This is a genomic window from Butyricicoccus sp., assembly GCF_977037065.1.
Genome location: NZ_CDRQNY010000004.1, coordinates 1 through 19647 on the forward strand (window position 1 = coordinate 1; position 19647 = coordinate 19647).

18 protein-coding genes are annotated in these 19647 nt (G+C 57.2%); 4 read left to right on the forward strand and 14 right to left on the reverse strand.

Going from position 1 to position 19647, the window contains the following annotated elements; all coding sequences use genetic code 11:
- Positions 1 to 288: 288 nt before the first annotated feature.
- Together ACWVX6_RS02285 and typA are read right to left on the reverse strand one after the other, a co-directional pair.
- Complete coding sequence (locus ACWVX6_RS02285) at positions 289 to 675, reverse strand: RidA family protein (protein WP_117488854.1); 387 nt, start codon at positions 673 to 675, stop codon at positions 289 to 291.
- A gap of 275 nt (positions 676 to 950) precedes the next feature.
- Complete coding sequence (typA, locus tag ACWVX6_RS02290) at positions 951 to 2777, reverse strand: translational GTPase TypA (RefSeq protein ID WP_118667951.1); 1827 nt, start codon at positions 2775 to 2777, stop codon at positions 951 to 953.
- A gap of 232 nt (positions 2778 to 3009) precedes the next feature.
- Here typA and ACWVX6_RS02295 point away from each other — a divergent pair, with 232 nt between their 5' ends.
- Positions 3010 to 4119 carry a stalk domain-containing protein gene (locus ACWVX6_RS02295; protein WP_455152240.1) on the forward strand — a complete coding sequence of 370 codons (1110 nt, stop codon included), beginning with the start codon at positions 3010 to 3012 and terminating at the stop codon, positions 4117 to 4119.
- Between the two features lie 327 nt (positions 4120 to 4446).
- Here the strand turns inward: ACWVX6_RS02295 and acpP are convergent, their stop codons facing one another.
- From acpP to ACWVX6_RS02345, 10 genes are all read right to left on the reverse strand, one after another.
- On the reverse strand, positions 4447 to 4671 hold the full coding sequence (gene acpP, locus ACWVX6_RS02300; protein WP_110435152.1) for an acyl carrier protein: 225 nt from the start codon (positions 4669 to 4671) through the stop codon (positions 4447 to 4449).
- Between the two features lie 5 nt (positions 4672 to 4676).
- Positions 4677 to 5468: an acetyl-CoA carboxylase carboxyltransferase subunit alpha gene (locus ACWVX6_RS02305; protein ID WP_117751498.1), complete on the reverse strand. Its 792-nt coding sequence runs from the start codon at positions 5466 to 5468 to the stop codon at positions 4677 to 4679.
- A 19-nt stretch (positions 5469 to 5487) separates the two neighbouring features.
- On the reverse strand, positions 5488 to 6321 hold the full coding sequence (accD, locus tag ACWVX6_RS02310) for an acetyl-CoA carboxylase, carboxyltransferase subunit beta (RefSeq protein ID WP_455152321.1): 834 nt from the start codon (positions 6319 to 6321) through the stop codon (positions 5488 to 5490).
- Between the two features lie 218 nt (positions 6322 to 6539).
- On the reverse strand, positions 6540 to 7883 hold the full coding sequence (gene accC, locus ACWVX6_RS02315) for an acetyl-CoA carboxylase biotin carboxylase subunit (RefSeq protein WP_455152241.1): 1344 nt from the start codon (positions 7881 to 7883) through the stop codon (positions 6540 to 6542).
- Positions 7884 to 7903: 20 nt separating this feature from the next.
- Positions 7904 to 8329, reverse strand: a complete 426-nt coding sequence (gene fabZ / locus ACWVX6_RS02320) for a 3-hydroxyacyl-ACP dehydratase FabZ (protein ID WP_181967688.1) — start codon at positions 8327 to 8329, stop codon at positions 7904 to 7906.
- Positions 8330 to 8558: 229 nt separating this feature from the next.
- Entirely contained in the window at positions 8559 to 9029 is a 471-nt protein-coding gene (gene accB / locus ACWVX6_RS02325) for an acetyl-CoA carboxylase biotin carboxyl carrier protein (protein ID WP_455152242.1), read from the reverse strand.
- Between the two features lie 2 nt (positions 9030 to 9031).
- Positions 9032 to 10261: a beta-ketoacyl-ACP synthase II gene (gene fabF, locus ACWVX6_RS02330; protein WP_455152243.1), complete on the reverse strand. Its 1230-nt coding sequence runs from the start codon at positions 10259 to 10261 to the stop codon at positions 9032 to 9034.
- Positions 10262 to 10520: 259 nt separating this feature from the next.
- Positions 10521 to 11249 carry a 3-oxoacyl-[acyl-carrier-protein] reductase gene (gene fabG, locus ACWVX6_RS02335; RefSeq protein ID WP_116704637.1) on the reverse strand — a complete coding sequence of 243 codons (729 nt, stop codon included), beginning with the start codon at positions 11247 to 11249 and terminating at the stop codon, positions 10521 to 10523.
- A gap of 63 nt (positions 11250 to 11312) precedes the next feature.
- Complete coding sequence (gene fabK / locus ACWVX6_RS02340; RefSeq protein WP_118285714.1) at positions 11313 to 12260, reverse strand: enoyl-[acyl-carrier-protein] reductase FabK; 948 nt, start codon at positions 12258 to 12260, stop codon at positions 11313 to 11315.
- A 144-nt stretch (positions 12261 to 12404) separates the two neighbouring features.
- Entirely contained in the window at positions 12405 to 13394 is a 990-nt protein-coding gene (locus tag ACWVX6_RS02345) for a beta-ketoacyl-ACP synthase III (RefSeq protein WP_455152244.1), read from the reverse strand.
- A gap of 202 nt (positions 13395 to 13596) precedes the next feature.
- Here ACWVX6_RS02345 and fabD point away from each other — a divergent pair, with 202 nt between their 5' ends.
- A complete protein-coding gene (gene fabD / locus ACWVX6_RS02350; protein ID WP_118478366.1) occupies positions 13597 to 14514 on the forward strand; it encodes an ACP S-malonyltransferase in 918 nt (305 codons plus the stop codon).
- Between the two features lie 280 nt (positions 14515 to 14794).
- Here the strand turns inward: fabD and ACWVX6_RS02355 are convergent, their stop codons facing one another.
- Complete coding sequence (locus ACWVX6_RS02355) at positions 14795 to 15358, reverse strand: manganese efflux pump MntP (RefSeq protein WP_118360852.1); 564 nt, start codon at positions 15356 to 15358, stop codon at positions 14795 to 14797.
- Between the two features lie 1233 nt (positions 15359 to 16591).
- Between ACWVX6_RS02355 and ACWVX6_RS02360 the strand changes: the two genes are divergently transcribed.
- Positions 16592 to 17962: a MurT ligase domain-containing protein gene (locus ACWVX6_RS02360; protein ID WP_455152245.1), complete on the forward strand. Its 1371-nt coding sequence runs from the start codon at positions 16592 to 16594 to the stop codon at positions 17960 to 17962.
- A 14-nt stretch (positions 17963 to 17976) separates the two neighbouring features.
- On the forward strand, positions 17977 to 18711 hold the full coding sequence (locus tag ACWVX6_RS02365) for a type 1 glutamine amidotransferase (RefSeq protein WP_117488874.1): 735 nt from the start codon (positions 17977 to 17979) through the stop codon (positions 18709 to 18711).
- Between the two features lie 311 nt (positions 18712 to 19022).
- Here the strand turns inward: ACWVX6_RS02365 and ACWVX6_RS02370 are convergent, their stop codons facing one another.
- Positions 19023 to 19646 (reverse strand): precorrin-8X methylmutase, encoded by a 624-nt coding sequence (locus ACWVX6_RS02370; protein ID WP_455152322.1) that lies wholly within the window; start codon positions 19644 to 19646, stop codon positions 19023 to 19025.
- Position 19647: the final 1 nt, after the last annotated feature.

A 19647-nucleotide genomic window follows, 5' to 3' on the forward strand; every position in this document is an offset into this window, starting at 1 on the left:
TTCGGTTCCTTGCGCGAGTTCCGTCCGCGCTGCCGAAGTTTCACGGTAATACATCAAGTATTACCGCAAAACTGTGCCTCGTCAGTACGCAAAATTTACTCGCAAATCACTCTTGTTCAATTATGCGGTATTGCCTTAACAAACAGCAAAACACCCCGAAAACCGGAAAGTTTTCGGGGTGTTTTGCTGCAACAGATGTTCCCGCCCTGTCCGTGAAACGGACACGCGCGGCGACACCGTCCCTCGATTCAAAGGACAAGTCCTTTGAATCGAAAAAGCCGCAGGCTTTTAGCCCTGTACAGCTACTACTTCTACCTCAACCTTAGCGCCGAGCGGCAGAGCAGCTACTTCAACGCAGGAACGAGCCGGAGCGCCTTCCGGGAAGTACTTCGCGTACACGCCGTTGAATGCAGCAAAGTCGTTGATGTCGGACAGGAAGCAGGTGGTCTTGACAACACGGTCAAAGCCTACGCCGCCCTGTGCCAGAACGCACTGCAGGTTCTTCATAACCTGCTCGGTCTGCTCCTCGATGGTGGTTGCTACAATCTTGCCCGCCTTCGGGTCGATCGGAACCTGACCGGAGGTAAATACGAAACCGTTTGCAGCGATTGCCTGAGAGTACGGGCCTACTGCTGCCGGTGCGAGATCAGTGTGCAGAACTTCCTTGATAGCCATGGTGGGAATTCTCCTTTATATATCTTTATTTTTTGATAACAGGGTGAAATGAGTGCTTTTGTGCATAAAATCCGCACAGAAACGCAATTGTGGCGTAGCCAGTGGTAACGACGCACGGTTCATCGAGAGCGATTTACGAGCAAATTTTGCGTCTTGATTAGGCGCGGCTTTGCAGCAATACTTTGTGTATTGCAAAAAGCCGGAACAACATCAAGGCACAAAGGCACAAAATTTCCGTAAAGCGCCGAAGATGCAACCGTGTGGCGTTGCCACAATTACTTCTTGCCGCCCTTGGTCTTTTTCAGACGCTCGGTGTTGGACAGAACGCGCTTGCGCATACGGATGCTCTCCGGAGTGATCTCGAGCAGCTCATCGTCGGAGATGAACTCGAGTGCCGCCTCGATGGACATCTGGCGCGGCGGAATCAGACGCAGCGCATCATCCGAGCCGGATGCACGCATGTTGGTCAGCTGCTTCTTCTTGCAGACGTTTACAGCCATGTCCTCGCCGCGCGGGTTCTCGCCGACGATCATGCCTTCGTATACCATCGTGCCGGGGCCGATGAACAGCGGGCCGCGATCCTGTGCGTTGAACAGGCCGTAGCCGACAGCCTCGCCGGCCTCAAACGCGATCAGAGAACCGGTGGTGCGCTTCTGGATATCGCCCTTGTACGGCTGATAGCCGTTGAATACGGAGGACATAACACCCTCGCCCTTGGTATCGGTCAGGAACTCGGTGCGGTAGCCGAACAGGCCGCGTGCCGGAATGATGAACTCCAGACGCATACGATCGGTGCCCTTCGGGTTCATGGAAACCAGCTCGCCCTTACGAGCGCCCATCTTCTCCATGATCGCGCCGACTGCATCGGTCGGAACGTCCGCGATCATGCGCTCCATCGGCTCACAGGTCTTGCCGTCGATCTCCTTGAGCAGTGCCTTCGGTGCGCCGACCTGGAACTCGTAGCCCTCACGGCGCAGGTTCTCGATCAGGATGGACAGGTGCATCTCACCGCGGCCGCAAACGCGGAATGCGTCGGTGGTGTCGGTTTCGTTTACGCGCAGGGATACGTCCTTGAGCAGCTCACGGAACAGACGCTCACGCAGGTGGCGGGAGGTGACAAACTTGCCTTCCTTGCCGGCGAACGGAGAGTCGTTGACCATAAAGGTCATCTCAACGGTCGGCTCGGAAATCTTAACGAACGGCAGAGCCTCAACGTGCTCGGGGTCGCACAGGGTCTCACCGATGGTTACGCCCTCGATGCCGGAGAAGCAAACGATCTCGCCTGCCTGTGCCTCCTCGATCGGCTGACGGCCCAGCTCCTCGATGGAGTACAGGGTAACCAGCTTTGCGTTGTACGGCTTGGTGTTGCCGTGGTAGTCGCAGACGGTAACCTGCTGACCTACCTTCATCGAGCCGCGCTCGATACGGCCGATGCCGATACGGCCAACGTACTCGTTGTAGTCAATAGAAGAAACGAGCATCTGGGTCGGGCCTTCGGTATCAACATGCGGCGCCGGAATGTGCTCGAGGATCTGCTCGAACAGCGGGGTCAGGTCCTTGCCCTCCACGTTCGGGGACATGGAAGCGGTGCCTGCACGGCCGGAGCAGTAAACGATCGGGCTGTCCAGCTGCTCGTCGGTCGCATCAAGGTTGAGCAGCAGCTCGAGAACCTCGTCGCCGATCTCGTTGAGACGAGCGTCCGGACGGTCGATCTTGTTGATTGCAATGATGATCTTGTGACCGAACTCCAGTGCCTTCTGTAGCACGAAGCGGGTCTGCGGCATCGGGCCTTCTGCTGCGTCAACCAGCAGAACAACGCCGTCTACCATCTTGAGGATACGCTCTACCTCGCCGGAGAAGTCGGCGTGGCCCGGGGTATCTACGATGTTGATCTTTACGCCCTTGTAATGTACAGAGGTGTTCTTTGCCAGAATGGTAATGCCGCGCTCACGCTCGATGTCGCCCGAGTCCATGACACGCTCCTCTACCACCTGATTTTCGCGGAAAGCGCCAGCCTGCTTGAGCATCTGATCGACCAGAGTAGTCTTGCCATGGTCAACGTGCGCAATGATGGCGATGTTGCGTAAATCGTTACGGATCATATATTCTATTCCTCCATCAGCGGGATTATTTTCGTACAGAATTTATTATACCCGTTTTTTCGTTCATTTTCCACCTATTTTATCGTCAAAATTACGGCGATATATCCGCTCTAAATTGTAAAATATTTTGCTAACTGATAAAGATTCCGCTCAGGATACAGTTGACGCAGACAGACCGCTGCCGTACAATAAGGAAAAAGGCGCAAGCCTGATAAAAGGAAGGAGAATCTCTATGAACAAAATCGAAAAGGCAATGCTCTGCACCGTACTGACCGGCGCGATGGCAGTCGGCGCCGCAGGCGCGGCTGACCTCGGTTCCCTGTCTCCGCAGGGTGCTAAGGCGTATCTGAATCAGATCACCACCCTGCAGAACAAGTATGGCAAAGCTGCCGCCCGCACGGACGATGGCTTCAAGGGACTGCTGACCGGACTTTCCATGGCAAAGCTGGTGGATATGGACGGCGATAAGATTCCCGAGCTGTACTGCGGCGCAGGTCTGGCAGGACAGCATATGTACTCATATGCAGACGGCAAAATCTACGCACTGAATATTCCGGAGAGCGTGAGCAATTTCGCCACGGATGTTTCGCCGTGCGCAGATTTCTATGTTGACGACACGAAAGCCTATCTGGTGGACGGGCACGAAATAATGAACGGCTTTCCTGTCCGCTACCTGACCAAGCAGGGCCGCAAGATCGTCACCGCGCTGACCTATACCGATGCCATCGACGACGATACTGGAAACCATATCTGTACGCTCAACGGCGAAAGCGTGACCTATCACGAGCTAAGTGCCGCACAGGTTGCCTTCACTAAGGGTATGACCTGGGAGCACTACTCCTTCTGGGAAAGCCCATACAATGTGCCGGAGGTGCGCTCCGCCCGCGCATCGCTGACCGACACCATCACTTCCCTTCGCACGCTCACCAATCCGACTGCATATGTTTCCAGGCACAAGGTCGAGCTCAACGGTGCAAAGGTCAATCTTGCAGCCTATACCATCAACGGCAGCAACTATTTCAAGCTGCGCGACCTCGCCGCTGCCCTCAAGGGTCTGGACAGCGAGTTTGCGGTAACATGGAACGCCGCCCAGCAGCGCATCGACCTGACGAGCAAGACCGCATACACGCCGGTCGGCGGCGAACAGGCTGCCCTGCCCGCCGGCAATAAGGCCGCCACGCTCACGAGCGCCGCTGTCTACCTCGACGGCAACCCGCTTTCCCTCACCGCCTACTCCATCGGCGGCAACAACTACTTCAAGCTGCGCGACCTCGTTTTCGCGCTCGGCTTTTCCGTGGATTGGGATAACGCCACCTCTACTGTTACCATTTCGGCTCAGTAATGGAGAATTGAGAATTACAAAAAAGCCATAGCGCGATTCAATCCCGGTTTGCTTGCAAGCCGCACCCGCATGGCAGGATTTCGCATAGAAATCCGAGCCATTGGCTCCGCCGCAGCGGACCGCGCGTAAGCGCGGATTCCATCGCGTTTACCCGCAAACGCAAAAATTCCGAGGACATGTGCCTCGGAATTTTTACAAGAAAGCCTCTCAGTGTGCCCGCCTTCGGCGGACGCGCTGAGATGCGCAAGGACGTATCCGAGTCAAAGGCTCGGTACGTTCCTCTCGATTAAAAGGCCGAAGGCCTTTCAATCGAGAAGCGAAGCGCCCTTACTGGTTTGCTTCGATGTAGTTTACGATGTCACCGATGGTGCTCATCTTAGCAGCTTCCTCGTCGGAAATCGTTACGCCGAAGTTCTCCTCGAGGTCCATCATCAGCTCTACAACGTCCAGAGAGTCTGCGTTCAGGTCTTCCTTAACCTTGGTGTCCATGGTCATGGTGGAAGCGTCAGCGTCAAACTTGTCTGCCAGGATTTCACATACCTTTTCAAACATGGGATTTACACTCCTTCATTACTTTCTTGATTTATTGTTCTGAAAACTCCGACTCTGCGGAATTTTTCATACCGTTTCTGCAGCATCGTGTCGATGTCCGGCTCAGCATCCAGCTCGGCAAGCTGGTCGCGCAGCGTGCGCGCCACATTGCGGATAAGCTGTGCGGAGGATGTGCCCTCCTGAATGATGCCTTCGATCATACCGAAGCTGTACAGGTCCTGCGCGGTGATATGCAGCGTGTCCGCTGCCTCCGCCTCGCGCTTGGGGTCCTTCCAGAGAATGGACGCGCAGCCGCGCGGCGAAATAACCGAATACAGGGCGTTCTCGAGCATGAGCACACGGTCTGCCACCGCCAGCGCCAGTGCGCCGCCGGAGCCGCCCTCACCCGTCACGATAGAGATAACAGGCGTTTTCAGCTCGATAAACTCATACAAACAGCGGGCAATGGCCTCGCCCTGACCGCGTTCCTCCGCGCCAACGCCGCAGAACGCGCCGCCGGTGTCAACAAAGTTGATGACCGGGCGGTGGAATTTCTCCGCCTGATGTGCGAGACGCAGGGCCTTTCGATAGCCCTCCGGGTGCGCCATACCGAAGTTGGCGTCCATATTCTGCTCAATGGTGCGGCCCTTGCGGTGACCGATTACCGTCACCGGTGTGCCGTTGAAGTAGCCAACGCCGCCGAGGATGGCATGGTCGTCCGAAAAATAGCGGTCGCCGTGCAGCTCGGTGAAGTCGGTGAACAGCTCATTGATATAGTCCGTGATCATCGGACGCTTGGTATCGTGAATGATACGCATTTTTTCACTTGCGGGTTTGTTAGTCACGACGCCACACCTGCCATTTCTTGGACTTGGAGCCGCAGTGCAGCTTCAAGAGTTTTTCCAGCGTTTCTCTGAGTTGATTACGCGGAACTATTTTATCACAGAAACCGTGCGATAGCAAGAACTCCGAGGACTGAAAATCGTCCGGGAGGGTCTGACCGATGGTTCCCTCGATAACACGGCGGCCGGCAAAGCCGATGGTCGTGCGCGGCTCCGCGAGGATAATATCGCCCAGCATGGCGAACGACGCGGTAACGCCGCCCGTGGTCGGGTCGGTCAGCACGGTGATATACAGCAGTCCGGCGTCCGAGTGACGGCGCGCCGCCGCGGACACCTTTGCCATCTGCAGGAGCGAAAACATGCCCTCCTGCATGCGCGCACCGCCGGAGCAGGTGAACAGCACGACAGGCAGACCCTTTTCGGTCGCGTACTCGAACAGGCGGGTCAGCTTTTCACCGACGACCGAACCCATGGACGCCATCATGAAATGGCTGTCCATGACGCCGATCGCGGTCTCCACGCCGCCGATCTTACACACGCCGGTCTTGACTGCGTCCGGCATGCCGACCTTTTCAGCCAGCACTGCCGTTTTCTCTGCGTATCCCGGGAAGTGGATCGGGTCCGCCGGTGCCAGATTTGCGTACAGCTCCTCAAAGCTGTCCTTATCCGCGATCTGACGGATGCGCGTGCGCGCGAGCAGTCGTCCGTATCGTCCGCAGTGCGGGCACACATACAGATTCTTGCCGTAGGCATACGCCTTCAGTTCTGCGCCGCAGCCCTTGCAGGTTACGACCTTGGCCGCTTCGTCCTCCTGCGGTTTCATTTCCATAGAGGTCTCGCGTGTTTTTTGAAACAGGTCGATCAGACCCATGCGTAACTCCCCTTTCACTGTTAAGATCAATACCGCGTGATTGTTTACAATCATGCGGTATCACCTCTTGAATCCTGCAGATTAACAGTCTGCGGATTGCAAAAATCTGCGGATTGCTCAAACTCCTTCGGATTCAACTATGCTTGTGCTAAATCTATTATACCATAATAAATGATTTAGTCAAAATCGCCGTTTGCGATGGAATTAACATTAAAGTTTGCTTCCACAAACGCCTTCGAGCACAGGATGTGCATCTGATAGTCGGTTGCGGTCACAACACCCTCGAACAGCATCTCCGCGAGGGCACGGCGCATGCGAACGATGGCCTGCTCACGGTCGGCGCCGTAGACGATCAGCTTGCCGATCATGGAATCGTAAAACGGCGGAATCTTGTAGCCCTGATAAGCCGCGGAATCCACGCGCACGCCGGGACCGCCCGGCAGATGCAAGGACACCAGTGTGCCCGGACAGGGTGCAAAGTTTCTCGACGGGTCCTCCGCGTTGATGCGGCACTCGATGGCGTGACCGCGGATGGTCAGATCCTCCTGCTGAAAGGACAGCGGCTCGCCTGCCGCCACGCGAAGCTGCTCGCAGACCAGATCTACGCCGGTGACCTCCTCGGTGACCGGGTGCTCGACCTGAATGCGGGTGTTCATCTCGCAGAAGTAGAAATTGCGATCGTTATCGACCAGAAATTCGATCGTACCCGCGTTTCGGTAGCCGACGCGCTTTGCCAGTGCAACAGCCGCCGTGGTCATCTTCTTGCGCAGCTCGGGCGTGACGAAAGCCGACGGACTTTCCTCGATCAGCTTCTGGTGGCGGCGCTGCACCGAGCATTCACGCTCGAACAGGTGCACCACGTTGCCGTAGTTATCGCCCAGAATCTGCACCTCGATATGGCGCGGATTGTGAATATATTTTTCCATGTACAGGCGGCCGTCACCGAAGTTGGCGATAGCCTCTGCAGCGGCGCTGTCGTACGCGTCCTTGAGGTCCTTGACGCTCTCCGCCACGCGGATGCCCTTGCCGCCGCCGCCGGATGCCGCCTTGAGCATGACCGGATAGCCGATGCGCTCGGCCTCGGAGATGGCTTCGTCAAAATCGCGCAGCGGACCGTCCGTGCCGAGCGCGACCGGAACGCCTGCAGCGATCGCGTTGCGCTTTGCCTCGGATTTGTCGCCCATCAGACGGATGGTTGCCGCAGTCGGGCCGATAAACGCCAGACCGGCCTGCGTGATGCGTTCGGCAAAATCCGGATTCTCGGACAGGAAGCCGAAGCCCGGATGAATGGCCTGACAGCCGGAAGCCAGCGCCGCCGAAATGATATTATCCATATTCAGGTAGCTGTCCGCCGCACGAGCCGGACCGATGCAGACCGCTTCGTCCGCGATCTGCGCGTGCAGCGCTTCGCGGTCAGCCTCGGAGTAAACGGCCACCGAGATAATGCCTAAATCACGGCAGGCCTGAATAATGCGGACCGCAATCTCGCCGCGGTTCGCAATGAGTACCTTCTGAAACATTCGATTAGCTCTCTCCCGCCTCAGTCATTGATGACCATGCATTTGATCTCCGCTTCGGCGGCCTTCTCGTCACCGACCCAGGCGATGCCCTCGGCTACTGCCATCGGGCCGCGGCGCTTGGTGAAGGTGACTTCCAGACGAAGGGTATCGCCCGGCTTTGCCATTGCGCGGAATTTCGCCTTGTCAATGCCGGTGTAGACCGCAGTCTTGCCCTTGAATTCGGGCAGAGACAGCAGCGCTACGCCGCCTGCCTGCGCGAGCGCCTCCAGACGGAACACCGCGGGCATGATCGGGTTGCCCGGAAAGTGGCCCTGGAAGAAGAACTCGTCGCCGGTCAGGTGCAGCGCACCGACTACATGGTTCTCGTCCATTTCGAGGATCTCGTCCACCAGAAGCATCGGCGGACGGTGCGGAAGGATCTCCATGATCTGTTCTTTGTTCAGCATATTATAATCCCTCTCAATCTAAAAAGCAAGATAATTACCGCAAAACTACAGTTTTGCCGGTAATAGGAACGGATCGTGGACCGTTCCCAAGTCATACGAAAGTTCCTCCCGTCGGTCGAAACTTTCTCCCTCTATCGGTATAAAAACGGTGATACTTGCTCCCCGTTTTTATGAATTTGCTATGCAAATTCTATTGAATCCGCGCTGATGCGCGGCAGATGCTTACGTCTTACTCAATAACACAAAGGACTTGGTTATACTCCACCATATCGCCCGGCTGCGCCATAATGCGGATGACCTTGCCGTCGCACGGTGCCTTGATCTCGTTCATGATCTTCATCGCCTCGATGATGCAGAGGGTATCGCCCTCCTTCACCTGCTGACCGACCAGCACGAACGGCGGTTCGTCCGGAGACGGAGAAGAATAAAACGTGCCGACCAGCGGGCTCTTCACCTGCGTGCCTGCCGGAAGCTGCTCCTCTGCCGGTGCCGCGTCTGCGCTCTCCGCTGCGGGTGCTGCCGCCGGCGCCGCTGCGGGTGCCGCCGCTGCTACAGGTGCTGCAGCAATCACGGGAGCCGGTTCAGCTGCCTTGATCTTGATTTTTGCGTCATCCAGCTCGAGCTCGACCTCGCCCAGCTTTTTTGCAGCCAGTGCGTCCATCAGCTCAAGCGCGATGTCTTTCAATTCTTTGATGTCCATTTTTATACCTTCTTGATCAGGATGCAGGCGTTGTGGCCGCCAAAGCCGAGCGAGTTGGAGATGGCAACATTGATCGGCATCTCAACCGCCTTGTTCGGGGTGATATCCAGATCACACTCCGGATCCGGCTCCTTGTAGCCGATGGTCGGCGGTACAATGCCCTCGCGGATTGCCATAACGCAGGCAATGGCCTCAACCGCAGCCGCGCCGCCCAGCAGATGGCCGGTCATGGACTTGGTGGAGGATACCTTCACGTTGTAAGCCTCGTCACCGAACGCCTTTTTGATGGCGATGGTTTCGTACTTCTCGTTGAGCGGGGTCGAGGTGCCGTGCGCGTTGATGTAGTCAACGTCAGCCGGGGTCAGACCGGCATCCTCGATCGCGCCGCGGATAGCGTGTGCAGCCGCTTCGCCGTCCGGAGACGGGCTGGTGATGTGGTACGCGTCGCCGGAGGCACCGTAGCCTGCCACCTCTGCCAGAATGGTCGCGCCGCGCTGCTGTGCGTGCGTCAGGCTCTCGAGTACGAGACAGCCTGCGCCTTCGCCCATGACAAAGCCGGAACGGCGTGCATCGAACGGGATGGAGGCCGCCGTCGGGTCCTCGCCCATGTGAACCGCCTTCATGTTCTGGAAGCCTGCCATCGAGATCGGGATAATGCCGTTCTCCGTGCCGCCGCAGACAACAACGTCCTGATAGCCGTGGCGGATGGCGCGCATTGCCTCACCGATGGAGTGGTTGCCGGTCGCGCACGCGGAAACCGGGCAGAAATTCTCGCCCTTGAAGCCGAAGTGCATGGAGATATACGCCGCCGCGATGTTGGCGATCATCTCCGGGATAGCAAACGGCGAAACGCGGCCGGGACCCTTTTCGAGCAGCTTCGGGACCTCCTGCTCTGCAACGTGCAGACCGCCTACGCCCGAGCCGAAGATAACGCCCGTGCGATAGGGATCGAAATTGCCTTCCTTGAGGCCCGCCTGCTCGACAGCCTGAATCGCTGCCGCCATTGCGTAATGCACATTTGCGTCTGCGCGGCGCGCATCACGCTTCTCCATATACTGGGTCGGGTCGAAGTCCTTGACCTCTGCACCCAGCTTTACCTTAAAATTGGATACATCAAACTTGGTGATGGGACCGATACCGCACTTGCCGGTCTTGAGCGACTCCCAAAACGACGGCACATCGTTGCCGACCGGAGTGATGGCACCCATGCCGGTGATTACTACACGTTCCATATATTTGCTCCTTCATTCCAATATCACGCATTTATCTAATCGCAATTTTTATTCCACGCAGCAAAAAGGTATCACCGGATAATTCGGCAAGAGCAATTTGCGCAGGAATTTTGCGTTCTGATTAGGCGCGGGTTTGCAGCAATACTTTGTGTATTGCAAAAAGCGCAGCAGTGCGGCCGGAGCCTGCACAAGAAACTGCGGCCGGCATCAGAGCGGAAAATTACCGCAAAGTGCCGCAGGCGAATTGTCCGGTGATGCCTTAATAAAGTCCGCCGTCAGCGATGATCGTCTGGCCGGAAATATAGCTTGCAGCGTCGGAGGCCAGAAAGGCAACCACGCCTGCGATCTCCTCCGGCTTGCCGAAACGGCCGAGCGCGATCTGCTTCTTGGCGTTCTCGCGGATGTCCTCGGGCACCTTGTCGCTCATCTCGGTGGCGATCCAGCCCGGAGCGACCGCGTTTACCGTAATGCCGCGCGCACCCAGCTCCTTGGCGGCGGTCTTGGTCATGCCGACCATACCCGCCTTGGCAGCGGTGTAGTTGATCTGGCCGTAGTTTCCGGTGAACGCCGAAACCGAGGTGATGTTGATAATACGGCCCTGCTTTGCACGCATCATCATCGCACCGCACAGGCTGAGCATGTTGAATGCGCCCTTGAGATTGGTGCGGATAACGTCGTCGAACTGGTCCTCCTTCATGCGGACCATCAGACCGTCGCGGGTAATGCCCGCATTGTTGACGAGAACGAACGGTACGCCGATCTCTTCCTTAATTTCCTTGAGCGCGGTGTTGCAGGCGTCATAGTCCGCAACATCCCACTTCTTCACATAAGCGTTAACGCCGTGCGCGCGGCACTTCTCCGCCACAGCCTCAGCCTTTTCGACCGAGGACGCACAGTTGATGAGGACGTCGAAGCCGTCCTGCGCCAGCTTTTCCGCGATTGCCGCGCCAATGCCGCGGGAACCGCCGGTTACGATTGCTAAGCTCATTGTTTACTCCATTCTATAAGCAGGCAAGAGTGAGGAGTTTTCGTATCTCTTCACTCTCCGCTCTTATTCAAATCTCTTGTAAGCGTTCTTCAGAAGGTCTTCTGCCTGCGCGGTCATGCCCTTGAGAATCTCCTCGCACGGATGCAGCTCCTTGAGCATACCCGCAATCTGGCCGGACATGAACGTGCCCTCCTCATAGTTGCCGTCCTGCACGGCCTTGCGCAGCGAACCGGCGGTTGCCTTCTCAAGCTCCTCAAGGGAGGCATTGGTGTTCTGCTTCTCGAGCTCGAGGCACTTGCGCGCCATCGGGGTCTTGAGCGAACGCACCGGATGACCGGACGGACGACCGGTAACAACGGTCGAAATGTCGGTAGCCTTGAGAACGAGCTCCTTGTACTTATCCGAAATATAGCACTCGTTGGATGCAAGGAACACGGTGCCGCACTGTACGCCTTCGGCGCCGAGCATCATGGCAGCTGCCATGCCGCGGCCGTCTGCAATGCCGCCTGCGGCGATGACCGGAATGCTCAGTGCGTCTACGACCTGCGGAACGAGCGGCATGGTGGTCAGCTCACCGATGTGGCCGCCGCCTTCCATACCCTCTGCGATAACCGCATCTGCACCTGCGCGCTCCATGCGCTTTGCCAGTGCAACCGAAGCAACGACCGGCATAACCTTAATGCCTGCGTTCTTCCAGTCCGCGATATACTTGCCCGGATTGCCTGCGCCGGTGGTCAGCACTTCGATCTTCTCGTCGATAGCCAGCTGCGCCAGATCATCCGCATTCGGGGAGAGCAGCATGATGTTCATACCGAGCGGCTTGTCCGTGATGGCACGCGCCTTATGGATCTCCTCACGGATGTAATCCACCGGAGCCGCGCCGCCCGCGATGATGCCCAGACCGCCGGCCTTGGAAACCGCAGCCGCAAGATGATGCTCTGCGATCCACGCCATCGCGCCCTGCACGATCGGGTATTCGATACCGAGAAGTTCTGTGATCTTGGTTTTCATAGGTCATTCTCCCCTTTTATACAGGTAATTTCTTGTAATTCTAAATCTATCAAGTTATTATAGCATATTTTTCACGAAATGTAACCAAATGTTATTGCGCTGAATATCTGGTATCGTACATTTCTGTTGAATATTGTACTGTAATTACAATTTCAGCACAAAAGCGCCATAAGTAAGTCCTCCGCCGAAGCCGGTGCAGACAATGGTCTGACCCTCGTGCAGCAGGCCGTTCTTACGCATTTCGTTCAGGCAGATCGGCACGCTTGCCGACGAGGTATTGCCGAAACGGTCCATATTGACGTAGATCTTCTCCTTCGGCAGATGGTATCTGCGTGCAATAACATCCAGAATACGCAGATTCGCTTGATGCGGTACCACCCAGTCGATTTCCTCTGCGGTGACGCCCGCCCGCTTGAGTGCGGTGTCGATCGCAAGCGGTACGGCTCTTGCGGTGAAGCGCACGACCGGTGCACCCTGCATTTTCAGGAAACGCGCCTTCGGATCCACCGTGCGGTCGCCGGAAAGCGGATCCTCGACCGGCAGGGCTTCCATGTGCAGGTACTCTGCACCCGAGCCGTCTGCCGCAGTGAAGGTAGACAGAATGCCTACCGATTCGTCCTCGGTCGCCTGATAAACGGCCGCAGCGGCACCGTCGCCGAACAGAATGCAGGTCGAGCGGTCGGTGTAGTCCACGATGCGCGAAAGCGTTTCCGCCGAGACAACCAGTACGGTCTTTGCCTTGCCGGATTTAATGTAGCTGTCCGCAATGTCGGTCGCGGAGACAAAGCCGGTGCAGGCATTGTTGATGTCGAACGCGCCGACCTGACGCGCCCCCAGCTTGTCCTGCAGGATAGACGCCGTATTCGGCGTGTTGGTATCCGGCGAGCAGGTGCTGACGAGAATGAGGTCAAGCTCCTCTGCGGTGATGCCTGCGTCCGCGAGTGCGTCCTGTGCGGCACCGAGCGCCAGCTCCCATGTATGTGTATTCTTTGCGATGCGGCGCTCGCGCACACCGGTGCGCTGCACGATCCACTCATCGTTGGTATCTACCATTTTTTCCAGCATGGCGTTGGTCAGGACAAAATCCGGAATGCAGGCGCCCGTGCCGATCAATTTACTGTTGATGATTTCCACGCTCCTAAAAAGTCCAAATCGCTCTCCCAAAAAGCGTGGAAAAGCGACAATAGTTAGATTGACAAAGTATTCTCCGACTATTATAATAAAAGCACAGTAGATTGTCAAGACAGACCGTTATTATTTAGCAACACTTTGTGCGAAAATATCTATTAAAATACGGTGCTGTCAGCGTTTGATTATTATTTTGGAGGAACGAAACGTGAACTACGGTTTTGCATTTTTCCCGGGTCAGGGCGCACAGGCCCCCGGCATGGGCAAGGATCTTTATGAGAACTCGCAGGCTGCCAAGCTGGTTTTTGAGGAAGCAAGCGAAGGCGCCGGTCTGGATGTAGCCAAGCTGTGCTTTGAGAGCGACAAGGAAACGCTCTCCCGCACGGAGAACAGCCAGATCGCTATTTTTACCCATTCCATGGCAGCCTGGGCTGCACTGAAGGAAGCGGGCGTGGAATTCAAGGCAGCGGCAGGCTTCTCGCTCGGTGAATACACCGCACTGGCGGCTGCAGGCGTTGTTTCCCTCGCAGACGGCGTAAAGATCGTTTCCATGCGCGGCAAGCTGATGCAGCAGGCTGCGGACTCGATCGACGGCGGCATGGCGGCTATCCTCGGACTGGAGGACAGCGTAATTGAAGAAGCCTGCGCGAAGGTGACCTCCGGCGTTGTTCGTCCGGTAAACTATAACTGCCCGGGTCAGCTGGTTATCGCAGGTGAAAAGGCGGCTCTGGCAGAGGCGATCGAAAACTGCAAGGCTGCAGGCGCACGCCGTGCGCTCCCGCTTGCGGTATCCGGTGCATTCCACACCCCGCTGATGGCAAAGGCTGCCGCAGAGCTGCGCGCTTACGTTGCGGACTTTACCTTCTCCGCACCAAAGATGGATATTTACTCCAACCTCGACGGCAAGGTTTACGACTGCTCCGACCTGCCGGCACACCTCGAGCAGCACATGATCTCTCCGGTTCGCTGGACGCAGCTGGTGAAGAACGGCATGGCTGCCGGTCTGACCTCGGCGTGCGAGATCGGTCCGGGCAAGACGCTGACCGGCTTTGCGGGCAAGATCAGCAAGGAGCTGACCTGCAAGACCGTGCAGGATATGGCAGGCGTCGAAGCCGCCTGCCACTAAGGGGGACAGCGTCCCCCTTAGTTACCGAGGCAGTTTCCTTGGGAACTGCCTCGGATAACCCCCTCTCGTCCGCACGGCGGACGAGGCTCGGGACACGTGTCCCGAGGCAGTGGGATAAAAGTCAGGTACACGCCCTGACTTTTATAGAGAATTGAATGCGGCGCACTGCGGTGCGCCTGTCCTGCCTGTTTCGGCTTTGCCGAAATGCGGCAGGAGCTGCAAAAAAAATTGCACGCCCTTGGGCGTGCTCTTTTTTTACTGTGGAACGGTAAAATCCGCTTTATCCCAGAAAGCCCAAATGCTCCAGCAGGATTTTGAGACCCATCAAAATCAGCACGATACCGCCGAACAGCTCTGCGCGGGACTTGTACTTTGTGCCGAACACATGGCCGATCTTCACGCCGATGCACGACAGCACAAACGTGGTTGCACCGATGAACGACACCGCCGGAACGATATCGACCTGCAGGAATGCAAACGTCACGCCGACCGCAAGTGCATCAATGCTCGTGGCAACCGCAAGCGGCAGCATGGTCATAAAGCGGAACGAATCGCTGACGCTTTCGTCATCGTGCTCGCGCGACTCGCGCACCATGTTTGCGCCGATAAGCCCCAGCAGCACGAAGGCGATCCAGTGATCAATGCTTGTGATGAGCGACTGAAAACGCACGCCGAGTGCATAGCCGATGAGCGGCATTAAAAGCTGAAAGCCGCCGAAATACAGTCCGCAGATGACCGCGTGCTTAGCCTTGAGCGTGCGCACGCTCAGTCCCTTGCAGACAGACACCGCGAACGCATCCATCGACAGACCGACTGCGATTAAAAACAACTCCAATAAACCCATTTTCTTGTCCTCCTCAGTCGTTTATCCGGCGGAAAACAGGCACAAAAAAAGACCCATCTGCCGCGTAGAACAGATAAGTCTCGTCATTTCATGCAAAACCAGAGGAGCGTCCTCCCCAGTATGTTGGCTCTGCCGCGCGGCGGAACGCTCCGCGCCGACTACTCCCTTATTGCGCTTTATGATAGCATATGCGCAGCCGAAAGTCAATATGCGGGCAAAATTGTTGCCCTATGCAAACCGAAAAGCCGATACGGAAACGGCGGCACAGACTGTCCGGTGTGCCCGAACCGCGCAGGCGGTTCGCCCTGTCCGGGCGGGGAGCTTTGCCGTGAACCACAGCGGGGAATTGCCGCTACGCGCGGCAGGCGCACAAGAGGGTAGACAACCTGCGGTTTTCCACCCTCTTGTGAATCTCCCCTTTTCCCTACTACCTTGGGTGCAGACGGTAGACTGCGTAAGCAGGAAAAGGACGCGGCAGTCGGGTTACCTCAGCGTGTCTTTCTCCGCCTTTTCGCAGTTCACAGACAGCGTACTGCTACACATGCGGGTTAATCAACGCAGAGTGCGGCACAAGGTGAATTGCCCAAAGGGCAAGAGAGGGTCCTCTGGAGGATGACAGTGCCGCACAACTCGTAAGTCTGGAGTTTGCGGACAGCACCTACGGATTAGGCGTTCGGTGCAATTTATCCTCGCAGGTGCCGTGCGTTACAACGTGCCAAGGATTTGCGCGACACGGGTATGTCGCGCCTGCGTAGAGTTAATCTTATGTGTAGCAGTACGGTCTCCGACACTGCGAATAGGTTGCGAAAGATGCGGAAGAAAAAATCCTCTGCCGTTCCCTTTTTTCGCAGCGGTCACATGTCGGCAATCTGCGCCAGACCCTCCAAGGGAAAGGGGTGATTCATAAGAGGGTGGAAACCGTAGGTGTCTACCCTCTTGTGCCCCCGCCGGGTAGGCGCACTCCCCGCTGAGGTTCAGCGAAAAACCCCCCCGCCCGTCAGGGGCGAACACGCTGACGCAGTTCGTGTGCCCCGCTCAGCCGGTGCAGAGAAACAGGCTGCCGCCCGGAAAGGGCGAACCGTTCACACGGTTCGGGCACACCGGAAAGTCCGTGCCGAGAAATCTTCGCTCGAAAAGCGCACGCTGGCGCAACTCTCCCAACGTTTTCCCTTGTGCAATGCCGCAAAATGCGCTATACTTATTTTATATGACTTGAAAAAAGAGGTTACAGCAATGAAACTCCAAACCAGACTGGCGGTGCTGGTGTGCAAGGCATCGGGCGCTGTTCTGCGCAAGCTGGGCCGCGGCGGCACCAACCTGCCGGGCAAGCTGGCACTGAAAATTGATAAAAATATTCTGGGTGAGCTGTCGCGCGGCGTAAAGGTCACGGTCGTGACCGGCACGAACGGCAAGACCACCACCTCCCGCATGATCGAGCAGGCGTTTGCCGATGCGGGACTCAAATATTTCTCCAACAAGTCGGGCGCGAACCTGCTGACCGGCATCATCGCGGTATTTGCACAGCACGCCACCCTGTCCGGCAAATGTCCGTACACGCACGCGCTCATCGAATGCGACGAGGCGGCCTTCCGCAAAACGAGTGAATACCTGCCGGTCGAATGTCTGGTCGTCAACAACATTTTCCGCGACCAGCTTGACCGCTACGGCGAAATTACGCACACGCTCAACGCCATCCGCGAGGGTATCACGCATGTGCCGAATGCAACGCTCTGCCTGAACGCAGACTGCTCGCTCACCGCTTCCCTTGCGGACAGCGTGCCGAACAAGATCGTCTGGTTCGGCGTGAATGTCCCGATCTACAAGGAGACCGCGCACGAGCTGTCCGACGCGCCGTACTGTATCCACTGCAAGACCGAATATGAGTACGATTACATCACCTACGGTCATCTCGGCGGCTTCCGCTGCCCGAAGTGCGGCTACCACCGCCAGACACCGCAGGTCGCTGTCACCAAGGTGCTCGCCACCGGCGCGGACTCGTCCGACATCGTACTGGACATCTTCGGTCACGAGCACGAGGTACACGTCAACCTGCCGGGCGGCTACAACATCTACAACGCCGCCGCAGAGGCCGCTGTCGCGCATGTTGTCGGCATTGATGAGCAGACCGCGGTCAGCGCGCTTTCTCAGTTTGAGTGCGGCTTCGGCCGTGCCGAGCAGTTCAAGCTCGGTCAGGCACAGGCGCGCATGATGCTGGTGAAGAATCCTGCCGGCTTCAATCAGGTCATCAACCTAATCGCGCACGACGAGGGCAATTACAAGCTGGCGTTCCTGCTCAACGACCGCTTCGCGGACGGCACGGACATCAGCTGGATCTGGGACGTGGATTTTGAGGCACTCGCTGACCAGCAGGTGCGCTTTACACGCGTACTGGTTTCCGGCGTGCGTGCGGATGATATGGCGCTGCGTCTCAAGTACGCAGGCTTTGCCCCCGAGCGTATCGAGGTTATCCGCGAGTACGACAAGCTGCTGACCGAGATCGGCTCGGATGAGACACCGGCGTTCCTTATGCCGACGTACACCGCCATGTTCGACCTGCGCGGTGAGATCAGCAAACACACAGACGTCAAGGCGTTCTACGAATAAGGGGGGCAACTGCAATGGAACTGAATATCTGCCATCTTTACCCCGACATTCTCAATCTGTACGGTGACCGGGGCAACATTATCACGATGAAGCGCCGTCTGGAGAGCCGCGGCATCAGCGTCAATGTGGACGAGTGCTCGATCGGTCAGCCGCTCGATGTGGACAAGTACGACATTTTCTTCATCGGCGGCGGACAGGACTTCGAGCAGGAGGTGCTGCTGCGCGACCTCGCCTCCGGCAAGGGCAAGGACATCTGCACCGCTGTTGAGGAGGAGAAGGTGTTCCTCGCCATCTGCGGCGGCTACCAGATGCTCGGCCAGTATTACAAAACGTGGGACGGCGTGCAGCTCGACTTCATCGGCGCGATCAACGTGCACACCATCGGCGCGAAAGAGCGCATGATCGGCAACTACATGTACCGCACAACGCCCGAGAGCAGCGGCTCCATCGTGGTCGGCTTTGAGAATCACTCGGGCAAAACCTATCTCGGTGAGGATGTCGCGCCGCTCGGCATGATGATCAAGGGCTACGGCAACAACGGCGAGGACCAGACCGAGGGCGCACGCTACAACAACGTGTTCGCCACCTACTCGCACGGCTCGCTGCTGCCGAAGAATCCCGTGCTGTGCGACTTCATCCTGCAGACCGCGCTCGACCGCCGCTACGGCAAGACCGAGCCGCTCGTGCCGCTCAACGATACTCTTGAGCTGAACGCGCACAATTATATGGAGCAGCGATTGAGCAAGTAATTAGGAATTTGGAATGAGTAATTCGTAATTGACGCGGTGACGGAGATTTCCTGCACCGGCTTTGCGGGGTGCCCGAACCGCGTGAGCGGTTTGCAATTTCCGGGCGAGGACATTGCGGCGTCCGCCGCGGGGACAAAGAGGAAGATTCACAAAAAGGAGGAAACCGTTGGTTTCCTCCTTTTTGTGCGCCTGCGGCAATACTCTCCGCCCGGAAAGAGCGTACCGCTGCGCGGTTCGTGTGCACCGGAAAGCGAGTGCAGAGAAAAACCGCCGCCGGTCAGCCAACCCATTACGCAATTCCTAATTCCTGCTTAAAATCCTTCTCTATGCACCAACTGATACAGCAGTGCATTGACAATGGACGCGGCTACATTCGAGCCGCCCTTGCGGCCTCGTGCGATGATATACGGCGTGTTCCCGCCGATGAACAGCTCCTTCGCCTCGACCACGTTGACAAATCCGACCGGCACGCCGATGACGAGCGCAGGCGCGACAATGCCTTCCTCAATCAACTCATGCAGACGGATAAGCGCGGTCGGCGCATTGCCGATGGCGAAGAGGAGCGGGCCTTCCAATTTGGCGGCGTGCTCCATCGAAACGACCGCCCGCGTGACACCGCGAGCCTTGGCCTCGCTTGCCACCTGCTCATCTGCCATCAGGCAGACCGCCTTTCCGCCGAGCTTTGCCAGCGTCGCCTTGCTCACCCCGGAGAGCGCCATATTGGTATCGGTGACCACCGTTGCCCCTGCCGCAAGCGCGGCTTTTGCCTTTTTAATCACGTCCGGCGAGAACGCGAGACTGTCCGCGTAGTCAAAATCCGCCGTGGTGTGAATGACGCGCTTGACCACCTCAGCGATGCCCGCCGGAAACGTGCGCTCGCCCAGCTCGGCGGTGATGATCTCAAACGACCGCTTTTCGATGTCCTGCGGCTTCATG